The 22038-nt window shown below is 50.2% G+C and carries 17 protein-coding genes; 16 read left to right on the top strand and 1 reads right to left on the bottom strand.

Translation table 11 applies throughout. The features are described 5' to 3' along the window. Window positions 1-45: 45 nt before the first annotated feature. The 15 genes from JET16_RS02350 (at window position 46) to JET16_RS02280 (ending at window position 16602) form a co-directional block, all read left to right on the top strand. Window positions 46-1065, top strand: coding sequence for an ABC transporter substrate-binding protein (locus JET16_RS02350; RefSeq protein ID WP_199613978.1), 1020 nt, complete (start codon window positions 46-48; stop codon window positions 1063-1065). Between the two features lie 6 nt (window positions 1066-1071). Then, window positions 1072-1941, top strand: coding sequence for an ABC transporter permease (locus tag JET16_RS02345; RefSeq protein WP_325176587.1), 870 nt, complete (start codon window positions 1072-1074; stop codon window positions 1939-1941). 24 nt (window positions 1942-1965) lie between these two features. Continuing rightward, a complete protein-coding gene (locus tag JET16_RS02340; protein ID WP_325176586.1) occupies window positions 1966-2763 on the top strand; it encodes an ABC transporter ATP-binding protein in 798 nt (265 codons plus the stop codon). A 40-nt stretch (window positions 2764-2803) separates the two neighbouring features. Beyond that, window positions 2804-3955: an agmatinase family protein gene (locus tag JET16_RS02335; RefSeq protein ID WP_199613976.1), complete on the top strand. Its 1152-nt coding sequence runs from the start codon at window positions 2804-2806 to the stop codon at window positions 3953-3955. Window positions 3956-3957: 2 nt separating this feature from the next. Then, the gene (locus JET16_RS02330; RefSeq protein WP_199613975.1) at window positions 3958-4587 is read left to right on the top strand and encodes an energy-coupling factor ABC transporter permease; all 630 of its coding nucleotides are present in this window, start codon (window positions 3958-3960) and stop codon (window positions 4585-4587) included. Beyond that, complete coding sequence (locus tag JET16_RS02325) at window positions 4584-4892, top strand: PDGLE domain-containing protein (RefSeq protein WP_199613974.1); 309 nt, start codon at window positions 4584-4586, stop codon at window positions 4890-4892. Before JET16_RS02330 ends, JET16_RS02325 begins: the two co-directional genes overlap by 4 nt. Next, window positions 4889-6454 (top strand): cobalt ECF transporter T component CbiQ, encoded by a 1566-nt coding sequence (gene cbiQ / locus JET16_RS02320; protein WP_199613973.1) that lies wholly within the window; start codon window positions 4889-4891, stop codon window positions 6452-6454. Before JET16_RS02325 ends, cbiQ begins: the two co-directional genes overlap by 4 nt. A gap of 221 nt (window positions 6455-6675) precedes the next feature. Beyond that, on the top strand, window positions 6676-7155 hold the full coding sequence (locus tag JET16_RS02315; RefSeq protein WP_199613972.1) for a hypothetical protein: 480 nt from the start codon (window positions 6676-6678) through the stop codon (window positions 7153-7155). Then, entirely contained in the window at window positions 7145-8254 is a 1110-nt protein-coding gene (locus JET16_RS02310; protein ID WP_325176585.1) for a phosphodiester glycosidase family protein, read from the top strand. The genes JET16_RS02315 and JET16_RS02310 overlap by 11 nt, the downstream gene beginning before the upstream one ends. A gap of 163 nt (window positions 8255-8417) precedes the next feature. Further along, a complete protein-coding gene (locus tag JET16_RS02305; RefSeq protein WP_199613971.1) occupies window positions 8418-9479 on the top strand; it encodes a GntR family transcriptional regulator in 1062 nt (353 codons plus the stop codon). A 75-nt stretch (window positions 9480-9554) separates the two neighbouring features. Further along, complete coding sequence (locus JET16_RS02300) at window positions 9555-11918, top strand: helix-turn-helix domain-containing protein (protein WP_199613970.1); 2364 nt, start codon at window positions 9555-9557, stop codon at window positions 11916-11918. 174 nt (window positions 11919-12092) lie between these two features. Then, window positions 12093-13649 (top strand): extracellular solute-binding protein, encoded by a 1557-nt coding sequence (locus JET16_RS02295; protein WP_199613969.1) that lies wholly within the window; start codon window positions 12093-12095, stop codon window positions 13647-13649. A 106-nt stretch (window positions 13650-13755) separates the two neighbouring features. Continuing rightward, complete coding sequence (locus JET16_RS02290; RefSeq protein WP_233530940.1) at window positions 13756-14667, top strand: ABC transporter permease; 912 nt, start codon at window positions 13756-13758, stop codon at window positions 14665-14667. A gap of 14 nt (window positions 14668-14681) precedes the next feature. Beyond that, window positions 14682-15566 (top strand): carbohydrate ABC transporter permease, encoded by an 885-nt coding sequence (locus tag JET16_RS02285; protein ID WP_199613968.1) that lies wholly within the window; start codon window positions 14682-14684, stop codon window positions 15564-15566. A 22-nt stretch (window positions 15567-15588) separates the two neighbouring features. Then, window positions 15589-16602, top strand: coding sequence for a sialidase family protein (locus tag JET16_RS02280; RefSeq protein WP_199613967.1), 1014 nt, complete (start codon window positions 15589-15591; stop codon window positions 16600-16602). A gap of 197 nt (window positions 16603-16799) precedes the next feature. On the opposite strand, the gene JET16_RS02275 is transcribed toward JET16_RS02280, so the two are convergent. Next, complete coding sequence (locus JET16_RS02275) at window positions 16800-17669, bottom strand: aminoglycoside 6-adenylyltransferase (RefSeq protein ID WP_199613966.1); 870 nt, start codon at window positions 17667-17669, stop codon at window positions 16800-16802. Window positions 17670-18157: 488 nt separating this feature from the next. On the opposite strand from JET16_RS02275, the gene JET16_RS02270 reads away from it, so the two are divergent. Next, window positions 18158-21916: an OmpL47-type beta-barrel domain-containing protein gene (locus tag JET16_RS02270; RefSeq protein ID WP_199613965.1), complete on the top strand. Its 3759-nt coding sequence runs from the start codon at window positions 18158-18160 to the stop codon at window positions 21914-21916. Window positions 21917-22038 lie beyond the last annotated feature (122 nt).

The following is a 22038-nucleotide window of genomic DNA, read 5'->3' as shown; positions in this document are numbered from 1 at the left end:
CCGGCTTTTTGTCTTATTAATTAAGAAAAGAAGGAGAGAGGGACTATGAAGAAACGCATCTGCCTGACACTGTCAATCACCCTGGCGGTCTTAATCGTTTTATCGGCTTGCGCGAAAGCCGGCGAAACGAGCGGTTCGACCGCCGGCAGCGGTGGCGCTGCTCCTATTAAATTGGCGTTGAGCCCATGGCCGGGTTGGTTTTTCTGGTACGTGGTCGAAGAAAAGGGTTATTTCAAGAAACACGGTGTAGATGTCGAGTTGACATGGTTCCCTGTATACAGCGACTCTCTTCAAGCGTTGTCAACGGGTCAGGTGGACGCAAACAGCCAGACGTTAAGCGATACGTTAGCTCCTCTATCCAAGGGAATCAAGCTCAAGGCGGTACTTATCAACGACAACTCCAACGGCGGCGACGCGATCGTCAGCAAACCGGAAATAAAGACGGTCCCGGACTTGAAAGGGAAGACGGTAGCCACAGAGCTCGGCACGGTGGATCATCTGCTGCTATTGACCGCTCTCGATCAGCACGGAATGAAGGAATCGGACATCAATTTCGTTAACATGGCTGTCAACGATGCGGGTCCAGCGTTCATAACGGGTAAAGTCGACGCTTCGGTTCTTTGGGAGCCGTTCCAAACGAAGGCGGTGCAGGAGGGCAAAGGCCGCGTTCTCTTTTCCTCGAAGGAGACGCCCGGACTTATTCCGGATTTATTGGTCTTCAAAGAAGAAGTTGTGAAGAATCGGCCGGATGACGTGCAAAAGATCGTAGACGCATGGTTCGATGCTCTTGCCGACTTTCAGAAAAACCCGGAAGAAGGCTTGGCGATCATGGCCGAGAAAGCGGAGACGAGCATTGAAGATTACAAGCTTGGCATGGAGAGCATCAAGCTGTTCTCACCGGAGGAGAACGTGAAAGCATTCGAATCCGGCGAAGAATACACCTCCCTCGTGTTTACAGGACAAAAGACTGCGGAATTTTTAAAGAAGCTGGATATGATCGGCTCCATTCCGAATGTGGAGGAGCTGTTGGAACCGTCATTCGTCCAAAAAGCGGCGGAGAGGTGATGACTCGTGGAAAAGGTGGAAGCGGTTATGGGAACAGGTACGGAACGCTCTCGAACCCGAATTGAAAAATCCGCCGCGCCCGCGGCCTCAAAAAAAAGGAAGGCATGGCTTACGATCCGCCGCGACGTTTCGCGAAATGCTTACTTGACGGTTGCGATATCGTCCTTTGCGCTGATGGCGGGGATTTGGTCGATTGTTAGCTACGGCGGCTTCGTAGAGAGGACGTTCCTTCCTTATCCGCACTCGGTCTTGCTGGAACTGTTCAGGCAGCTCGCTAATCCCGAATACTGGAACCACATCGGAATCAGCGTGTTTCGCGTCATGGCCGGATTCATCCTTGCATGTGCGCTTGGCGTACCCCTTGGACTTCTCGCCGGAACCTTTAAAGCCGGTGAAGCTTTTGTAGAGCCGCCGATGGAATTCGTCAGGTATATGCCCGCAGTCGCATTCATTCCTCTTCTGATGGTATGGACGGGGATCGGCGAATGGACGAAGGTGCTGGTCATTTTCATAGGCTGCTTCTTCCAGTTGGTGCTTATGGTGGCTATTAATGCGAAACAGGTTCCTGACGATTTGATTCAAGCGTCCTATACGCTTGGAGCCGGCCGGCGGCAAACGATCGAGACGGTCATACTGCCGTATATGATGCCGAATTTGATGAATACGATGCGCCTCATCTTGGGCTGGGCATGGACGTATTTGGTGGTGGCGGAGCTCGTTGCGGTCAACAGCGGCCTCGGTTATGCGATTATGAAGGCGCAGCGGTTTCTGAATACGGAGCAAATTTTCGTCGGAATTATTGTTATCGGCTTATTAGGTTTAATGAGCGACCGTCTGTTTGCTTTCTTTAACCGTCGATTGTATCCATGGGTGTGACTATTTTTAATGGAGGCGAGGGCTGTGCGAAGGAGTTTTGGTTCGGCGGCGGTACAACCCGCATCGGCCGGTTCCATCGACATCGTCGGGGTCGGCAAAAGCTTTGAGACGAAAAGAAACGTACATGAAGTTTTCCGCGATATTGACCTGCAGTTGAAGGCGAATGAATTTTTCAGCATTTTGGGTCCTTCGGGCTGCGGCAAATCAACGCTGCTTCGTTTGATCGCCGGCCTCGACGAGCCTTCCTCGGGCGCCATATATCTCGACGGGGAACAAATAACGGGGCCGGGGGCGGACCGGGGGATGGTGTTTCAGGGGTACACTTTATTCCCGTGGTTGACCGTCAGGCAGAACATAGAATACGGGCTGAAGCTGAAGGGGATTCCGTTATTGGAACGGCGCGCCGTGTCTACCCGTTATTTGAACACGATCCGGTTGGAGTCATTCGCCAACGCTTTTCCCAAGCAGCTGTCCGGAGGAATGAAGCAGCGGGTGGCTATTGCGAGGGCACTGGCCAATAAACCGAAGGTGTTGTTGATGGATGAGCCTTTTGGGGCGCTTGACGCACAGACGAAGCTGGAGATGCAGGAGCTTCTGCTGGAAGTGTGGGAGCAGGAAAAGACGACCGTCGTGTTCATTACCCATGATATAGAGGAGGCGGTTTTTCTTTCACAACGAATCGCGGTGATGGGAGCAGCCCCGGGAAGGATCTTGGAAGTGTACGAGGTGCCTCTTCCGCCTGCAAGAGCTCCCGAGACCCGCGAGCTGCCGGAGTTTCTTCGACTGAAGCGGGAATTGTACGCTCAACTAAAACAGCGCTGATTATTTATATTTGTTAATACAATCGCTTGGGGGAGTTGCAATGGGATTTTTCGATAACCACGGATTAAGCTACCGCCGGCAACGCGCCGAAGAAGCCGGATTCAACCGGGAGGATCTTCACGGAATTCAAGCCGCCGTTAAAGAAGGAACGCTTCCTGCGGCTCGGGCCAATGAGGAGATCGAACGCGGCATTAAGCTTGGGCTGGAAGCTGCGGAAAGCATCGGAGACCGAACGATTTCCTGTTTCAGCCGCGGGGAGCTTCCTCATTATGCCGGAATCAACACGTTCCTGAAGATGCCCTTCCTTGAGGATGTGAACCGGGTGGGTGAATATGACGTCGCCGTAATGGGCGTTCCATTCGACATCGGCACTACGTACCGGTCGGGGACGCGGTTCGGCCCGCAGGCGATCCGCCGGATTTCGGCGCTATACCAGACTTACAACTACGAGCTTGGGGTGGATCTTCGGGAACAGTTGAAGATCTGCGATGTCGGAGACGTATTCACGATAGCCAACATCGAAAAAAGCTTCGATCAAATTACGAAAGCCGTATCTCATGTCATGAGCAAGGGGACAATGCCTGTCATTCTGGGGGGCGACCACTCGATCGGATATCCTTGCGTCCGGGGAGTTGCGGAGAATGTGGAAGGTAACGTCGGCATCATCCACTTGGACCGCCATATCGACATTCAAGAGAAGGATATGGACGAACGGATGCACACGACGCCGTGGTTTCACGCCACCAACATAAAGAATGCGCCGCCGATCAACCTCGTGCAGATCGGAATCGGCGGATGGCAGGTTCCGCGCGCAGGCGTCACAGTCGGACGCGAACGCGGAACGACCATTATGACGATAAACGATGTAGAGACATTAGGGATCGAGAAGGTTGCGGAGATGGCATTGGAGGTTGCATGGAAAGGCGCTAAAGCGGTCTATCTCAGCTTTGATATCGACTCGATCGACTGCGGCTTCGTACCCGGCACCGGCTGGCCCGAACCGGGAGGGTTCCTGCCAAGGGAGGCCTTGAAGCTGATGCACTTAGTGGCGAAAGAAGGCATATGCGCGATGGAGGTAGTGGAGGTTGCACCCGCGTACGACATAAGCGATACGACGGCTCTGCTGGCGACACGCGCGGTGCTGGACGTGCTGGCCACAATGGTTGATAACGGGAAAATAGGAGGTAAATAATCATGCATCTCCCGGACGGATTTTTGGATGTCAAAGTATGGGCGGCCACTTCCTTCGCGGGAGCGGCGGCTCTCGGCTATTGCCTGAGGCGCTCCAAAATCGACAGGTCTGATGTTCCTTCGATCGGGATGGTCGGCGCCTTTATATTCGCTGCTCAGATGGTCAATTTCCCGGTGGCGGGTGCGACGAGCGGACATTTTTTGGGTGGCGCTCTGGCTTCAATATTGTTCGGACCGTTAATCGGCGTGGTCATTATGGCCGCCGTACTTACCGTTCAGGCTCTGCTGTTTCAAGACGGCGGCATTACCGTATTAGGCGCTAACATTTTGTGTACGGGAGTCATCGGCAGCTTTACGGGATACTGGACGCATAAAATCGCTGTACGTTGGCTTCCGAACCGCTGGGATGGAGCTGCAACGTTCGCCGCCGGATGGTTATCGATAGTAATGGCCGCGGCCGGGGTAGCTTTGCTTTTGGCTTGGTCGGAAACGGTGCCTTTGCAAACCGCGCTTTCCGCCATGTTAGGCTGGCATGGTTTAATCGGCATCGGAGAAGGATTGGCGACAATGCTCGTATGCTCTTATTTTGCCGAACGAAAGATGACCCCTGTAAGGGCGGAGGTGCGAAAATGATCCGGGACAAACGGAAGTTGGCGGTACTGGCGGTTGTCGTTTTCGGTATTTTGCTGTTTTTGGCTCCTTTCGCCTCCGAGCACCCGGATGGACTTGAGCGTGTCGCCGAAGACGAAGGTTTTCAAGACATAAGCCGCTCTTATTGGATTTTTGCACCGTTTGCCAATTATCGTTTGGACTGGATACCCATGCGCCCGGAAGCCGCCGTTTCTGCGGCGGGCGCAATCGGAATTGCCGTGATCATGGGAACAATTCGGGCGTTAGGGATGATAAACCTCCATAAACAGAGAGGCAACAAATCATGAAAGGGTTTCTTTCTTCCATGACGCAGGATCAAATCAGGCTGCCGCGTCTGATGAGTGAACCTATGACACGGCTCGCGGCCGTTATGCTATTGATACTTCTCGTCGTGCTGCTTGAACGGCCGGAGCCCTTAATCTTCTTATTTGCAGTTGTCACGTTCACGGGAGTATGGATCGGTATCGCATTGCGCCAATTGGCCGCAAGATTGCTGCTCTTGATTCCGTTCGCTTTAGGAACGTTAGTGCTGTTGCCCTTCACAGTCGATGGAGAGGCGTTATTCCAAGCGGGCGGGATTAAGGCAAGTATGGAAGGCATTGTTCAATCGTTCATTCTTTTGCTTAAAATAAGTACCGCAAACGTGCTCCTTACCGTTCTATTGAAAACGACCGCATTTTTCGACATTGTCCGCTGCCTCCGGAAGCTGGGTGTTCCCGCCGTATTTATCGAAATCGTCAGCTTGCTCATACGTTACTTCTTTCTTTTGGCCGAAGAGGTTCAAGGGATGGTGAAAGCCCAGCGGTCCAGGGGTTGGAAGACGAGTAGATGGTACTGGTCTCGCGTAACGTACCGCCGGTTCGGACAGCTTCTGGGCGTGCTGTTGCTGCGAGCTATGTCGAGAAGCCGCCGGATTTACCTCTCGATGAGCGCCCGCGGAGGGCTAAATTCGGGAGCGTCACAATCAGTACATGTTCCTGAAAGGACAACGCACTCGGCGGAGACGGGGAGTAAAATACGAACGGCTATCGAATTACGTGAGGTTTCTTTTGCATACGGTGACAGGGAGGTGCTGCGAAAAGTCAGCTTGAGTATCAAGGCCGGCATGAAGGTTGCTTTAATGGGGCCAAATGGTGCCGGTAAATCAACTCTGATTTCGCTCTTAAACGGCCTCGAAAGGCCGGCAACGGGGGAAGTCAAGATCTTTGGGGGATCACTCGCCGAGAAACGGGTAGAGGAGATGCGGTTGCGTATAGGTGTCGTTTACCAAGACCCTGACGATCAAATTTTCTCCCCGACTGTTGAAGAAGATGTCGCTTTCGGCCCTCGCAACATGGGACTTTCCGAGATGGAGATTGAGAATCGCATTCAAATGTCTTTAGGCTCTGTCGGTATGCGGGAGTACCGGAAGTTTTCTCCCTTTGAGTTAAGCTATGGACAAAAACGCAGAGTCGCCATCGCCGGCGTGCTTGCTATTCAACCGGAAATTATCGTATTGGATGAACCTATGGCCTTTCTAGATCCTAGAGGGAGAGATGACTTGCAAGCACTGCTGGACAGCATGCACTTGATGGGGATCACGTTAATCGTAGCGACTCACGACGTAGACTTTGCAGCCGAATGGGCCGATCAAGTCATTCTGATCAAAGACGGAGAAGTTTTGGCTGACGGCGGTACCGAGCTGTTATTCGACGATCGGTGGATTGCCGAAGGCGGCCTTCATCTCCCGAGACTTGCGCGTCCGTTCAAACTGCTACAAGGAGCCGGGCAAAACTGCCGTCCCCGAAACGTGAGACAGGCTGCACAGATGATTTGGCGTTTGATGGCCGGGGGCGGAGAATCTTCGTAATTATCTCACTAACTTATAAAGAAGCTCCAGAGGTAAACGGTTGCTTAGGCAGCCGTTTTTTTGTTGCTTTCGAGGGTTGAACGTAATCGATAACGGAATTTAGTGTACTTAACCTGATCAGCAAATTTCATTTTTTTACAACAAAATCTATAAATCTAGCGTCTATAAGTATGATAGGATGGAAATAACCGCACACAAGTCACAACGAAAGGAAACGAATCATGAACGAAGTGTACTACGAAATGGAATCCCGCTTGGCCCGCGTGCCGAAAGAAAAGGCCAATCCGAAGCGCCGATTGTCGAAGTGGGTCGTGAGAACGGCTGCCATTCTCCTTTGGACGCTGCTGGCCGGGAGCGCTTTTGCGCTGGCCTATTACTATGTCGGAGGCATCTTGAATCAACTGGAGCGCATTCAACAGACGAACCAGACAAATATAGCGGAGTTGAACAAGAAATTGACGGACCTGCAAACCGCGCTGGAAGCGAATAAACAACAGGCCGAAGCTCTTAAGCAGCAATTCGCCGTTGTCGAGAGCGAACTGGATGCGGTCAAGGAAGAAATGTCTCTGGCGGGCGATTCGCTCAGTTCGACCGCGAAGACGAAGCAAGCTCTAAACCAACGGATCACCGATCTGAGCAAGGAATTGGAGGAGCTGCGCAAATCGATCAAGAAGCTGGAGGAAGCGGCGCGTGTCTATTAAAACATTCGTCCCGCTCGGCCTGATCGTAACGGTGCTCGTCTCATTTTTGGCCGCATTTCATTACCGCTCTCCTGAACTTAAGGCCGAATATGCTCCAACCGTGCTCTCTTTTGAAAAGGCTGACACATATTTGAGCGGCATGCAGCAGCAAGCGACCGATGTCTCCGGCTCGTACTCGCAGATCGGGCAAACCGCAGCGGCCTCTGTCGAACAGCTGTCATCGATACATACCGTATTGAATGAACTGTCGGAACACGCCAAACAAGAGAAGGCCATCGCTGCGGAACAGCATAAAGCGGTCGACGAATTGGTTAACGCCAGCAAGCAGCACAATCAAGAGACGGACGATGTGCTGGCAACGGTGCTCTCCAACATTCTCGGAAAACCGATAGGACAGACTTTCGGCAAACGCGCTAATGTGAAAGTGTTTTCCTTGAAGGAAGCCGGCTACCGCGGGTACATGGCAAAAGTGAAGCTGAAAGATCCAAAGGCGGTCAAACTCGTCATGTCCCATGACAAAATCGGCGACAAAGGCGAAACGACCAGCTCGGCCGCCAAACGTACCGGCGCCGTGCTCGCGATCAACGCGGGCGGTTTTTCCAAAGGAAGGAACGGCCTGCTGTACCCGATGGGAGTCACCGTCGTCGACGGAGAAATCTTGACGTTCTACCAAACCGGCCTCAGCTTTATCGGCATCAACAAGAGCGGCAACCTGGTCGGCGGAGAAATAACGTCAAGAAAACAAATAGAAGCTCTGGACGTTCAACACGGCGCCACGTTCGTGCCGACGCTGCTCAAAGACGGCAAAAAGCTTGGAATACCGAAAAAATGGAAAAACAAAAAAGAGCCGCGCACGCTGATCGGCCATTTCTCGAACGGCGATTTGCTGTTTATCGTCATCGACGGTAGACAAGAAGGGTACAGCAGCGGAGTGACGTTGGAGGAAGCGCAAACGAAACTGCTCGAATGGAACGTGCGGGACGCCTACAATTTGGACGGCGGCGGCTCCAGCACATTCGTCTACAAAGGCAAGCTGCTGAACAGCCCGTCCGACGGCAGGGAACGAAAAGTCGTTTCCAACTTCGTAGTATTGCCGTAAATTAAACTAAGCTATAGTCCGTATTAAACCCCGCTCTTTATGAACGGGGTTTTCCGTGTGCAATAAAATATTGAATATCCGGCTTTGCAATTATATAATCTGTATGTATGATTTTTCCTGTATGACAGATATTCATTCCAGGGATGGAGGCAGGTGCGGTTCGATGAGTATCCAGTCGCTTCGGTACATGCAGATTAAGGAACAATTGATTAGGCATATTGCGTCGTTACAACCGCACGACCGTTTGCCTTCGAGGACCGTTTTATCCGAATCGTATCAGGTTGCGCGTACAACGATCGAAAGAGCTGTCTCGGAGTTAATCGGGGAAGGGCTGTTGTATGCCCGCGACGGGAGCGGTACATATGTCTCCGAAAAGAATAACGCCCGGATCGGCCGTGCCGCTCAAGATATCAATAATTGGGGGCTGCTGATTCCCGATATTCAGCATTATAATTACCCCGATATTGTACGAGGGGCAAGCGATGTGGCAAGCGAGAATGAAATCAACTTAATAATCTGCAATACAGATAACGATTATGAAAAGCAAACAAGACATATTCAAAAATTAATAGACAGCAAGGTACAGGGCGTCATGATCGTCCCCGCCATATACGGCAAATCGGATTTCAGTCCGTTTTATAAGCTTGTGGAAGCGGAGATACCATTTGTTTTTTGCCATAGAATGCTTGAGGGGTTCCATGCTTCAAGTGTCATATCGAACAATTTCTATGCCGGTTACTCCGCCGCTAAACATTTAATCGCAACCGGATGCAAGAGGATCGCATTCATATCCAGACCGGTTTATTCCGCATCGTCTCAACGATTCCAAGGCTACGTCAGCGCATTGGCGGAAGCGGGCATACCGGTACGGCAAGAGCGGGTCGTATTCGAATCTTCGTTCGAGTCGGATGGGGAGGGATATTTCAGCGCCTTGAGATTTCTGCGGCAAGAAGAACGGCCGGACGGGCTTTTCTGCTTTAACGACGGGATCGCAAGGGGGGCTTATGCCGCAGCTGCAGAGCTGGGAATTGCCGTCGGTACCGATATCCGAATCGTAGGCTGTGACAATACCGACATCTGTCAGACGCTTCCGGTGAAGCTTACATCCGTAAAATTTCAAACCTATAATATCGGCTTTGAAGCGGCACGCTTGCTGCTCGAGGGGAGGGCTCGTGATAACGCGATCCAAGTGCTGCAGCCCGAGTTAATTGTCAGGGAAAGCTGATCAAGCTAACACAACTTTTTGCTTTACTCCACCATTTTGTAACCGTTTACACGTACAAATAGGGGGCGGAACGGTATGTTTAAAGGTAATAGACAGTTAGTATGGTTTAACAAGCTTTTAAGAAGAAAATTTTTTTTAAAGCTGATCATGACCACTACGTTGATTGCTGTCATTCCCAATCTGCTGTCCGATGTTGTCGCCTACTATAAATTTTCTCAAACCTTCGAGGAGGAAACCGGGAAGAGCAAACTTCAATATTTGAACCAGACGCTTAATGCCATTGAAATTGTGCTGAAGAGGATTGAAGAAAACTCCAATCTGCTTGTTTTGAATCAATCGTTTCTTTCATTTGAACGATTTCCCAACGGCAAATATTACGAGGCCTTGAAGGGAGAGCTTCTTAAAGAGGATCTGTCCGCCCTGTACGAGTATTTGAAAGCAAAAACAAATTCCATCCGCACGATCAATTCCTTCAGGCTGTCCAACGAGTATGTAGATTCCGTCTATTACTATGACAGCAGGAAAGACCTTGTTCTCACATCGGAAAATGACGGCTCGAACCGGCAGTTTTCTCTGGACAGCTTTCATGACAAGGATTGGTACCCTACTTTGGGCGCTTCGAGAACCAATTCCGTATTTATGGATCCCCGGATTGCTAACCAATACAACGATACGAAAAAGAACTTGTTGACGATTATCTATAAAACAAGGTACGACAATGCGATCGTCATCAATTTGGATGCATCGATTATTTACAATGAAATAATTAACATCCTTAATAACCGGGATGATATGTACGTCGTATCCGCGAAAGGGAAAGTTCTGTTTCACAGCGACCGGGAAAATATGCATCGCAGCATACATTCGATATTGCCGAAGAGCGCCGGCCTTGTCGGAAAGAACGGCTCTTTCGTAGCGAAGATCGGGAATAAGCAAATATTGGTCAGCCATTCCGTTTCTCCTTTCTTAGGATGGACATTCGTGAACGTCTCGGATATGGAGGCGCTCTCGAAGGGCACCGCATCCATTAAGCAAACTATCCTCCTGTCCGCAACCGTCCTCATTTTCCTCTCGTTTACATTGGCATATTTGTCATCAAGAAGCTTATACCGGCCTATCTCCCGCCTCAAGGCCATAGTCGGAAGCGACTCGGAGCGGAAATCCCCGGAACAGACGGATGAAATCGGCATCATCGGCCGCTTCATGCAGTCTGCGCTAAACGAAAGGGACTATTATAAAGAAAAGCTTGAACAAAGTCTTCCCGTGCACCGGGAACAATTCAAGTCGTCTCTTCTTCACAGGCATTCGATGAGCGTGGAAGAAATCGAAAGCAATATAGCCTATTTAGGCATAAATATCGATCTGAACGACCTTGTCGTGCTCGCGCTTTCTTTAGATGACGATACCGGCCGGGAAACAATCGAACATGTGACATTCGATCTTGTCAAGCTGCGTATGATTGATACGCTCGAACGAAGCCCGATCCTTAACGCAAAGCATTTCTTCGTGAGAGCGGAGAAAAATATCGTTGCCGTCGTGATGTCGTGCGGCGGGATGGACCGGCAGCAAGTGTTCCTGCTCGGACAGCAGCTTCTGGATGAAGTGAATTACGAGCTGCGGCATCCGTGCACCGTCGGCATCGGAAGGATATGCGACTCGATTCTGGAGCTGCCGCAGTCTTATGAAGAAGCGCTAATTGCAATAAAATACCGAATTTTGTACGGCAGCGGTATGGTCATTGCCATCGACGATATACGAATCGATAACGAAAGCCGCTTTGTTTATCCGTTACATAAAGAAGAGCTGCTGCTCGGGCATCTGAAAACCGCCCGAACCAAGGAGGCGCTTCAAGCCTTTGACGAGTTTGTTTCCGAAATCGACGCGCACAAGAACAAGCTGCACTACAATCAAATTCAACCGATGTTCATGCAGCTTTTGACGGGGATGATTCATGCCTGCAGCCAATTGGGAGCGGACATAAGAACCGTTTCGGGCGGAGCGACGGATCCGTACCGGGAGCTGTTGGACCGGGATTCCTTGGATCAAATCGGGCGATGGTTCCACCGGCTCATTCAAATGACGACCCTGCATATCGAGCGGGAAATGAATGCGAAGGGAAACCAGCATATTTCCAGAGTGATCGACATTCTTGAGCGGGATTACAACCGGGAAATTTCACTCAACTCCGTAGCGGAACAATTGTCGATGAATCCGGCGTATATCAGCAGGCTGTTCAAGCAAATTACCGGTCAAACGTTTGTCGATTATGTCAAGCGCATCCGAATCGAGAAGAGCAAGGTGCTTCTTGCCGGAAGTACGCTGAAAATCAACGAAGTGGGCAAGCAGGTCGGTTATGACAACGCATATTATTTCATTAAGGTGTTTAAGGAAATGATCGGCGTAACGCCAGGCGAGTATAAAAAGTTGTATGGCTCCTAAGATTATCCCGATTTCTGCCGCTTTCGGCGGGGTCGGGATAATACTTTTTTGATACGTAAAGATTGTTGTACGAATATAGAATAGTTATTATTTTAAGCGCTTCCATCGACTGCTATGATTGGTTTCGATCAAGAGGCGAACTCTTGCGATTCGAAAACAAAGGGAGGAAATAAAATGTTGAGGAAGGTCGTCAGTATTTGCATGATTGCCGCGTTAATTGCCGTTTCGATCGCGGCATGCTCCTCAAGCCCCCCGGGCAGCGGGGAAACACAGAGCTCTGCGGAGGGTAAAACTGCAAATGAGCCGGCAGCGCCAAGCGAAAAGAAAGAAATACCCAAAATTTATATTTACCAAAACACGGGCGCACTGAACCAGAAGCCGGAAGGAAGCATGCCGGAAAAGCTGAAAGAAATGCAGCAAATGTATATTGAAGAACTGGGCATCGAACCGATTGCGATCGTTCCGCCCAAAGGGTCGGAATCCGAAAAACTGAATCTGATGCTTGGGTCCAACGATGAGATCGATACGTTCCAAGGCAATTGGGACGACTATGCTTCCAAAGGCGCGATCATTCCGCTCAACGACTTGCTGGATCAACACGGGCAGGACATTAAGAATGCGTGGCCGGCTGAAGCGTGGGTGAATATGACGGACAAGGAAGGAAACATATGGGGGATTCCAAGAGGCACTCCATCCGTTCACTACCCGATCTGGATTCGGACGGACTGGCTGAACAAGTTGAATCTGGAAATGCCCAAAAACCTCGATGAATTGGAAGCTGTTTTGAAAGCGTTTAAGGAGAACGATCCGGACGGAAACGGGAAAGACGACACGATTCCGATGATGACGGATTTGAACGGAATAAAGAACGCGTTGCTAGGAGGGTTTACGGAGCATGGGAACAGCAACTGGGTCGACCCGTCGGACGGAAAGATTAAGCCGTTCGAGCTCGATCCCGGATTCAAAGATTTTGTGGCAAAGATGGCGGACTGGTATCAGAAGGGCTACATCTACAAGGAATCGTTCGCCAAGTTCGATGCGCTGGAGCTGTTGAAGACGAATCGTGTCGGCACTTCGTCCATGTGGTATTCCCGCATCACGCTCCTATTCCCGCAAATCAAACAAAACTTGCCGTCAGAAGCCAATTACGAGATTGTACGGGGAATCGAAGGACCGAAAGGAAAGCTGATGACGGCTTCCCGCGGCAGCACGACGTCCATGGTTATTACGAAGAAAGCAAAGCATCCGGAAGAGGTCATGAAGTTTATCAATCATCAATACCAGAACATCCCGGCCAATTCACTCACGGCAGCATTCGGCAAAAACTGGAGGTTTATCGGGGACAGCAACTTCGAGATCGAGCTGATCAATCCGGAAATTGAGTACGCGGGCGAATATATGGTTTCCTTAGGTACGGCAACGGAAACAAAGTATGCGTTCAAGGATCCGATCAAGAAAATGCACGCGGATTACTTAAACAACGAACTGGGAAATCTCAGCGTAGCGAAAATGCCGTTTGATGCGACGATTATATACGATAACACAAAGCTTCAGGAAAATATCCCCACCTTGGGAGATATCGACCGTTTAAGAAGCGAAGAGCTTGTGAAGTTCGTGACGGGCGCGCGGCCGATCTCCGAAATCGACCGATATATAGATCAACTGTACAAGGCGGGTCTCGACCAGTGGATCGCCGAATATACGCGGCAATATAACGAAAAGAAGAAGTAACGGGATAATCCGAAAATGTTTCACGGCGGCATTCCTGCAGCCCGTCACAGGCAAACGACCGCCGCCGTGAAACGGTATCGCTGAAGCTTCGAAAGGAGGAGCATCTTTGAAATTATGGCCGGCTATCAAGTTGCACCGATTTTACTATTATTTGATCATCCCCGGCATGCTCTACTTTTTGATTTTCGATTATATCCCGATGTTCGGAATTATTATTGCTTTCAAGGATTTGTCCCCGTTCGAGGGAGTGAGCGCGATTTTCACAAGCGAGTGGGTCGGTTTCAAGCATTTCGTCCGGTTTTGGAACTCGTATTATTTTTGGAACGTGATGCGGAACACGCTGCTGATCAGCGGTTATAAGCTTCTGTTCGGATTTCCCGCTTCGATCCTGCTTGCGCTGCTGTTGAACGAATTGAGACACATGATGTTCAAGAGAGTCGTGCAGACCGTTTCGTATTTGCCGCATTTTATATCAACGGTTGTCGTAGCTGGATTAGCGATGATGATATTGTCCACGGACGGGGGATTGATCAATGCGATCATCGTTCAATTCGGCGGCGAACCGATTCATTTCCTAGGCAGTCCCGCTTACTTCCGAAGCATCTTGGTCATCTCCCATGTGTGGCAGTCTATCGGATGGGGCAGCATCCTGTATTTGGCCGCCATGTCGGGGATCGACCCGGGATTGTATGAAGCGGCAAAGATGGACGGAGCGGGCCGCTTGCGGCAAGCATGGCACATTACACTGCCGGGAATAACCCCGGTGATCGCCATTTTGCTCATTTTGTCGATCGGCGGACTGCTGAATGCGGGTTTCGAGAAAGTGCTGCTCTTGTATTCTCCCGCGGTATATGAAGTGGCGGATATCATCGATACGTACGTATACCGGGAAGGCCTGACGCAATTGAATTACTCCTTCGCAACGGCTGTCGGTTTATTCAAGAATGTCATTGCTATGTTTCTAATATTAGGCGCGAACTACGTTGCCAAAAGAATGAACCAGACGGGAATTTGGTAGGGGGTGATCCGTCGATGAGCGCATTGAAGCCGACCGCGGGAGAACGCATATTCGACGTTTTCAATATCGTTCTATTGACCGTGCTGTCGCTTATGTTTCTCGTTCCGTTCCTCGCCGTATTATCCACCTCGTTCATCAGCGCCGAGGAATCGATGCGAAGGGGAGCGTTCGTTCTCATTCCTGAAAAAATCGATTTCGGCGCATACGACATGCTGCTGAACCGAGGCATGATTATTCTTAACGCTTATAAAGTGACACTGTTTCGCGTTTTTGCCGGCACTTTTCTCAATTTGCTGTTTACCGCGACGTTAGCGTACGGATTGTCGCGCCGGACGCTTCCCGGACGAAACCAGTTGGTTCTGGTCATTTTTCTCACGATGATATTTCACGGCGGACTCATTCCGAATTACATGCTGATCGATCATTTAGGTTTGAAGGATACGTTGATGGTGCTTATTCTTCCCGGGCTGATCAGCGCGTGGAACCTGTTCATATTGCGGAACTTCTTCATGACGCTGCCGGAAGAGCTGGAGGAATCCGCGGTTATCGACGGGGCGACTCCGGCCGTTATTTTGCGGAAAATCATTATTCCGCTTTCCATGCCCGCTATTGCCACTATAGGGCTGTTCTATGCCGTACACCATTGGAACGATTGGTTCGGCGCTTCCATCTATATTAATTCTCAGAACAACCTGCCGATCCAAGTCATTATGCGCAACATCCTGCTTACCGGCATCATTCATGACGAAACCCAAATCGAATTCATTAAGGACCCGCCGCCGGCGGCCACCTTGAAATCAGCGGTAATCATCATAAGCACGCTTCCGATTTTGTTCGTATATCCGTTTATCCAAAAGTATTTCGTCAAAGGGATAATGGTCGGATCGATTAAAGGTTGATGAGAGAGGGGAAGAAACCCGCATGATAACCAAGTTTAAAATAAGCCGCGACGACGATTGGTATGAAGCGTGGCCGGATGTGACGCTGACGAAGGGCGGCAAGCTGGTTTGCGTATTTTCCCAGTGTACGCACCATGGGAACCGCTCTGCCACACGTCTAATGCTCATAGAAAGCACGGACCGGGGTAGGACATGGGAAAACAAGAGAGCGTTCACCGAGCTGACGAACGGAATGCCGTATTGGAACTGCGCCCGTATTTCCCGGCTTCGTGACGGAAGGCTGATCATCGTTGCCGATCTCATTACGAAGGAGAAGGAAAACGGCGGCCGCAATTATTTCTGGGTTGGCGACCCCGAAGGCACGCAATGGTCCGAGCCGCTCGAAACTCCGTTGGAAGGAATCGTTCCAGACAAGCTGTGTGAGCTTCCGTCCGGACGGTGGCTGCTGTCCGCCCATACCAAGAGCGGACAATGGCTCCGGTATTCCGATAATCAAGGGAAGAATTGGTCGGAGCCTGTGCTCGTTGCGTCGCACCCTGAGCTGAAGCTGTGCGAGGTGAGCATCCTGCCGTTGGAAGACGGAACATTAGTCGCGTTCTTGCGGGAAAATTCCGGGCTCGGCTTGGATTGCTACAAAGCCATATCCTATGATCAGGGAGAAAGCTGGAGCGGGCTTTACCGGATCCCGCTCCCGGGATGCCACCGGCCGGTCGCCGGTCTGCTGCAGAGCGGACGCATACTCATCACGTACCGGTTTATGCAAGGAGGGAAGGGCTGGCTCGGCAATTGGACGCAAAATTTCTTTGCGGCCTTGACGGACCAGGAATCGGCTAAGGCACAAGAAAGACGTGACCAATGGACTCGTATTATGCCTGTCGATTTCGACCGCAGTCCCGTATCCGACTTAGGGTATTCCGGTTGGGTACAGTTTGAGGACGGAGAAATTTACGTCGTTCAGTATATTGTGGATGATTCGCCCAAGGGACAAATCAGGGGATACAGCTTCCGGGAAGAGGACTTTCTGATCGAGAGTTAAAGAAGCGGAATATTTCCCGAGCAACCGCAAAATATCAAATAATTCAACTTATTTCGACACTCTATCGAAGGCAGTCATTGGGAGCACCGTTTCATTTTTGGAGGAGGCGCGTTAAATTAATTGTACGAGTTATAAAATGGCAGCCGGGCCTGACCCAGGCCTCGGCTGCCATTCTAGCTTAATAGGAAGATGAAAGATCAGCAAATATCCGTTGCATCAGGCGGCAAGCTTCGGACCTTACGAAGATATTCCGACACTCGGTGGTCATCCTCGATTGGATAGTTATAGCCGAAGTGATCGGCTACCGTTAACGCCGCATCCCGAAAGAGAGCGCACATTTCAAACAGCGCTTGCCATAATTCCCCGTAATCTCCACCGGCAAATGTGCGTAAAAAGGCGTCCCATTTTGTCGGTTCCAGATAGCGCTCGTAATATTTACCTTCTTTGCCGGGCTCCGCATTAAAATTCGTAACAACGCCGATATGCCATGAGAGCATGCGCATAAGCATATCCCGCACAGGACCTTCATACATGCGAATGGCATACGGCAGCTGGCGGCGCCATAAACCTTTTGCGACATAGGTGCTCACCCACCAAAACTCGTTGCAGCAATTATAAAATTGCACCTCTGATGGAGGAACAGGCAAATAATCGCGATTGCTTGGCGGCGGCACGTCTCCGAATATCCCATCTTTATCAAGCAGCATCACCGTCTGGCTGTCATGAGCAAACCGATCCAATTGATCGATCTGAAACAGAGTAAGGTCGATACGGTTTCCATCAGAAAACAACATAAGGAAAGCAAACTTGTCGAACCGCTCCGCGTACGGGTTATCCATCTTATCGGGAGTCTGCATGATCAAGATGTCTCCAAAACGGGAAATCCAGCTTTGATCGGAAACAAACTCCTGAACGGAGTCCACAAAGTATACGATATCGTAATCCTGAAAAATATCTTTCGCCGCTTGTGGGTTAGCCCGCGATCCGTTCATCATGACCGCCCGGATCCGTTCATCGTTCCTTGCAAAATCGCAAATCGTTTGCAGCATTTCGGTTTCGCTTCTCATCGCAAAAACACTCCTCCCGGTATCTCTTACAAAATTGTATAAGCCGATTTCAAGAGGAGGACCTCGGGCTTTAGCACGTTATAACTTGTTCAACGTTTTCTTCATGAAACACTCACCTTCCATTGCGACAGTCGCAGTTTTTCTTTTACATACTATATCACAATGGCTATTTGTGCTGGAACAAACCATGCGAACGAAAGTTCCAGCGTATCAACATTTTTACCACACAAAGATGTTCGCAATCGAATTTTCCCATTCGGCGCGTCATCCCGTTTTTGTTCATTCCGTGGAATATTGAATGATTGAATATTCCTTCGCATAACGGATATGATGGCGTTACATTTAGTGAAGGAGGCGAGAGCAAAGAGATTTGACCCTACCCTCATAACTGAAAGCGGTTACCGACTGAAATTGTTGTTGCGAAGCTAACGCGATTTTGGAGCTCAGGAGGACACCGGTTCTATTAACTTTGTGAAACGAGGTGCGAAATGAAGAGGTTTTTGGCACTAGTTCTATGTATTGTTCTTGGATTTTCTCTCTTCCAACTGCAAGTTCCTGAAGTAAAAGCCGGTTATACGGCTCTCCCGGCATTTCCCGGAGCGGAGGGCTTCGGTTATGCGGCAACGGGGGGACGGGGAGGCGAGGTTTATCATGTCACAAGCTATGAGCTTACAGGACCGGGTACGTTCCATGATGCGCTAATGTCAGCCGGAACGACGCCGCGAACCATCGTATTCGATATATCGGGTGAAATAACTATCCCCCAGATTGTGGTCAGGAATAAATCAAAAATAACCATCGCCGGCCAGACGGCGCCCGGAGACGGAGTTACGATCCGAGGAAACAATATCCGTTTCATTGATTGCAGCGATATCGTTATAAGATATATGCGCTTTCGTTTGGGCGTTCAAAGCTTTAAAGATGACACCATGTATTTCGAAGATTGCCAGAACGTGATCATCGATCACTCCTCTTTTTCATGGGGGACAGATGAAGTCTTATCCATCAAGAGCAAAGATTACGACAATCCGGAGTCCAAAAACATAACCGTGCAATGGTCCATTATTTCAGAAGGGCTTCTAACGCACTCTATGGGCGGATTGATCGAGATGAACACGATCACTATGCATCATAACATCTATGCCCATAATAACGACCGAAATCCGAAAACCAAAGGACAGATCGACTTTGTCAACAATATTGTTTACAACTGGGGGCAGTTTCCGTATGTGGCCGGAGGCGAATCCGGGACCAAAGGCTACGGAAATGTCGTAGGGAATTATTTTATTGCGGGTTTGAACTCCGCAGATCCTCATTATGCTATCGTACGCGGAAATGAGAATTATAGCTTGTATCTCGATAACAACCGTATCGACAGCAATAAAAACGGTATTTTGGACGGGACGGATACAGGTACGGGAATGATAGAAGTTGAAAGACCCAGCGTCGTGGTTCCTGAGCGGTACGAATACCCGCCGGTTCATACGCAAGACCCGGAGATTGCATACAATCATGTTCTGGATTACGCCGGTGCTTCTCTAGTCCGTGATGCGGCGGACCGGCGTGTGATCGACGACGTAAGAAATCAAACCGGTGTCATCATCGGCCATGAAAATGATGTCGGCGGGTTTCCCGTCTTGGAGCAAGTAACGGCACCGGCCGATACGGACCGGGACGGAATGCCGGATCAGTGGGAACTGTCGAAAGGACTCGATCCGAATAACCCGGAGGACAGGAACGGCGATATGAACGGGGACGGCTATACCAACTTGGAGCATTACTTGAATGAACTGGCGGCGCCCGGCTTCCCCGCGAATTACCCGTCAGTCCCGCCGGCATGGTCCGGAACTCCGTTCGAACCGCCTGTGGAGCCTAAGCCTGAGCCTGTATCCGAGCCGAAGCCAAGCATGGACGGAGACATACTTAGAAACGTAGTAATAAACGATAACAGCAGCAACGGAGATGTGAACGAGTCGAATTGGTCGGTTCAAGAGAATCTCCAAGTCGGGGATCCGGTGGCCGGAGACCGATTGACCGGAACCAGAGTGTATAAATTCGTATCCATTCCGGACGAATTGAAGGGCATGGAATGGATCCGGTCGGCGGTAAACTCAAGAAGCGCAACAAGCGACAATTTGGTTTCCTTCTACTTGGCTGCCGACGCAGACGTATATGTGGCTTATGATTCCAGGATTACAACCCCGCCTCAATGGTTGACTTCTTCTTACGAAGACACGGGATTAGTAATCGAAGACGACCAGCCTGTGCAGTTCAAGCTGTACAAAAAGAACTATTCCGCGGCCTCTTTCGTCGTGATGGGACCGAATAATAATACTTCCAGAATGAACTATTTCGTGATCATTAAGCCGTCAAGCCCTCAAGCGGAGCCTCCATTCGATTCACCTTCGGGACTGACGGGCACGATGTCGGAAGACCTCTCTGTTTCACTTGATTGGTCACCGGTAAGCGGGGCGGGTGCTTATTTGATTTACCGTTCCTCCTCTATGGATCCGTATTTCAAAGTAATAGGAAGCTCCACAACGGCACAGTATGTTGACGCTGCTGCAGTTCTAGGAAATACATATAATTACAAAGTGTCCGCATTGAATGCCGGAGGCGAATCTCCACAGTCCGAAAATATTGAAGTGTCCGCCTTTGATACTACGCAGCCGATACCGCCTGCGCCGACAGGTTTAAGTGTGCCCGTAATAAAGAGTATTTCCGTTGGTCTGGAATGGACTCCGGTGGAAGATGCCCTTAGCTACGGGATATACAGGGAAAGCGATCCGGAAGGGCCCTACAATAAGATTGGAAGTTCGTTAACCGCGGCATATACCGACAAGACGGTGAGCCCTTCCACTACGTATTATTATAAAGTATCGGCGACAGGGGTCGGCGGCGAATCCGAAAAGTCCGGCAGCGTCAGTACAACGACGAATCCGCCTGTTACGATTCCGGAGACGCCAACCGGCGTATCTGCAGGAACGGTGACAACTTCAGCTTTCGAAATCTTATGGAAGCCGGTGGATAACGCTGAAAGTTATAACATATATAGAAAAGCGAGTGGCGAAAGTACATTTACCCTATTAGGCAGCACTTCGTCAGCCGTCTATGTCGATAAAAAAATTAGCGTCAGTAAAACAGGTTACAGTTACAAAGTCACGGCAGTGAACGAAATGGGAGAATCGGCGCAGTCCGATGAGGCTGCCGTTGCAATGCCTTTGCCGTCCACACCTACCAATCTGTTCGTCGGATTGAAGGGAGAAACCTTTGTCGGACTCATATGGACATCCCATGGGGGCGCGGCTCAGTACAATATATACAGGTCATCTGCCGGCGAGGAAGCCCAATATGTGGGATATGCCAAAGTAGATACGTATTACGACCGCACCGTAGAGCCGGGTGTCGAGTACACCTATTACATCAAGGCGCAAAATGCGAGCGGAGAATCGGAAAAGTCCAACAGCGTGATAGTCAAGACATTGGGAACTCCCAAGGATACGACGGCACCCGTAACGACGACCGATGCGAAATCCGGATGGCAAAATACGGCTCAAACCGTAACCTTTAGCACCGTGGACGCCGAAGGTTCGAAAACTTCAACCTATTACAGCATAAATGACGGCCCGTTCGTGTCAGGCAATCAGGCTGTAATCGACGAGGAAGGGGAATACACGCTTCGTTATTACAGTGTGGACTCGGCGGGGAATCAGGAAGCCGTCAAATCGGCAGCGGTGAAAATCGATCTAACGGGACCGATTGTTCAAACAACCGTAACGACAACGGTATATCGCCCGGATGCCGTGAACATTCCATTCGTGATTACGGATTCGTTAAGCGGCGTTGACAAGGTCGAAGCGACGCTCGACGGTTCCGTTGCGAGTGTGCCTCTCACTGCTGATCCTTATTCGCTGCCGATCGGCGATCACCCGATCGTTGTCACCGCAACGGACAATGCGGGCAACGTCACGGTACGGCACTATGTGCTGAAAGTGACAATGGATCACGGTTATCTGGATGAAGCGTTGCGGTTAGCGTACGGCAAAGGTTGGATTACGAACGAAGGCGTGTTGGACAGCTTGCTCGACAAAGTTCAACATCTCCAAAACCAAAGCGACAGCAAAGAGATTATTAACGCGTTGAACGCTCTGGAGAAGGAGGTTTCGGCGCTGGCCGGCAGACAAATCGATAAGGCATTCGCAGGACATCTGTTGGCGGATATCGCTTACTTGAAAGAACAGATATAAAAGCAATCCAAAGATAAACTCAACAAGATAACCGGCAGGGCAGGATCCTCCGGTTATCTTTTTTTTGTGCTTCACCGGCCTTATATCGAATGGAAATCTATAGAAACCTTTCGGGAAAAATA

The organism is Paenibacillus alkalitolerans (genome assembly GCF_016482785.1).
GTDB classification, from domain to species: domain Bacteria; phylum Bacillota; class Bacilli; order Paenibacillales; family YIM-B00363; genus Paenibacillus_AE; species Paenibacillus_AE alkalitolerans.
This window is presented reverse-complemented; position numbering and strand designations above follow the sequence as displayed.

Bases quoted from the DNA above. Each gene is read 5' to 3' on its own strand.
- JET16_RS02350 (WP_199613978.1), top strand. From the start codon at position 46: ATGAAGAAACGCATCTGCCTGACACTGTCAATCACCCTGGCGGTCTTA.
- JET16_RS02280 (WP_199613967.1), top strand. From the start codon at position 15,589: ATGATAACCAAGTTTAAAATAAGCCGCGACGACGATTGGTATGAAGCG.
- JET16_RS02285 (WP_199613968.1), top strand. From the start codon at position 14,682: ATGAGCGCATTGAAGCCGACCGCGGGAGAACGCATATTCGACGTTTTC.
- JET16_RS02305 (WP_199613971.1), top strand. From the start codon at position 8,418: ATGAGTATCCAGTCGCTTCGGTACATGCAGATTAAGGAACAATTGATT.
- JET16_RS02300 (WP_199613970.1), top strand. From the start codon at position 9,555: ATGTTTAAAGGTAATAGACAGTTAGTATGGTTTAACAAGCTTTTAAGA.
- JET16_RS02330 (WP_199613975.1), top strand. From the start codon at position 3,958: ATGCATCTCCCGGACGGATTTTTGGATGTCAAAGTATGGGCGGCCACT.
- JET16_RS02270 (WP_199613965.1), top strand. From the start codon at position 18,158: ATGAAGAGGTTTTTGGCACTAGTTCTATGTATTGTTCTTGGATTTTCT.
- JET16_RS02275 (WP_199613966.1), bottom strand. From the start codon at position 17,669: ATGAGAAGCGAAACCGAAATGCTGCAAACGATTTGCGATTTTGCAAGG.
- JET16_RS02335 (WP_199613976.1), top strand. From the start codon at position 2,804: ATGGGATTTTTCGATAACCACGGATTAAGCTACCGCCGGCAACGCGCC.
- JET16_RS02315 (WP_199613972.1), top strand. From the start codon at position 6,676: ATGAACGAAGTGTACTACGAAATGGAATCCCGCTTGGCCCGCGTGCCG.
- cbiQ (WP_199613973.1), top strand. From the start codon at position 4,889: ATGAAAGGGTTTCTTTCTTCCATGACGCAGGATCAAATCAGGCTGCCG.
- JET16_RS02295 (WP_199613969.1), top strand. From the start codon at position 12,093: ATGTTGAGGAAGGTCGTCAGTATTTGCATGATTGCCGCGTTAATTGCC.
- JET16_RS02325 (WP_199613974.1), top strand. From the start codon at position 4,584: ATGATCCGGGACAAACGGAAGTTGGCGGTACTGGCGGTTGTCGTTTTC.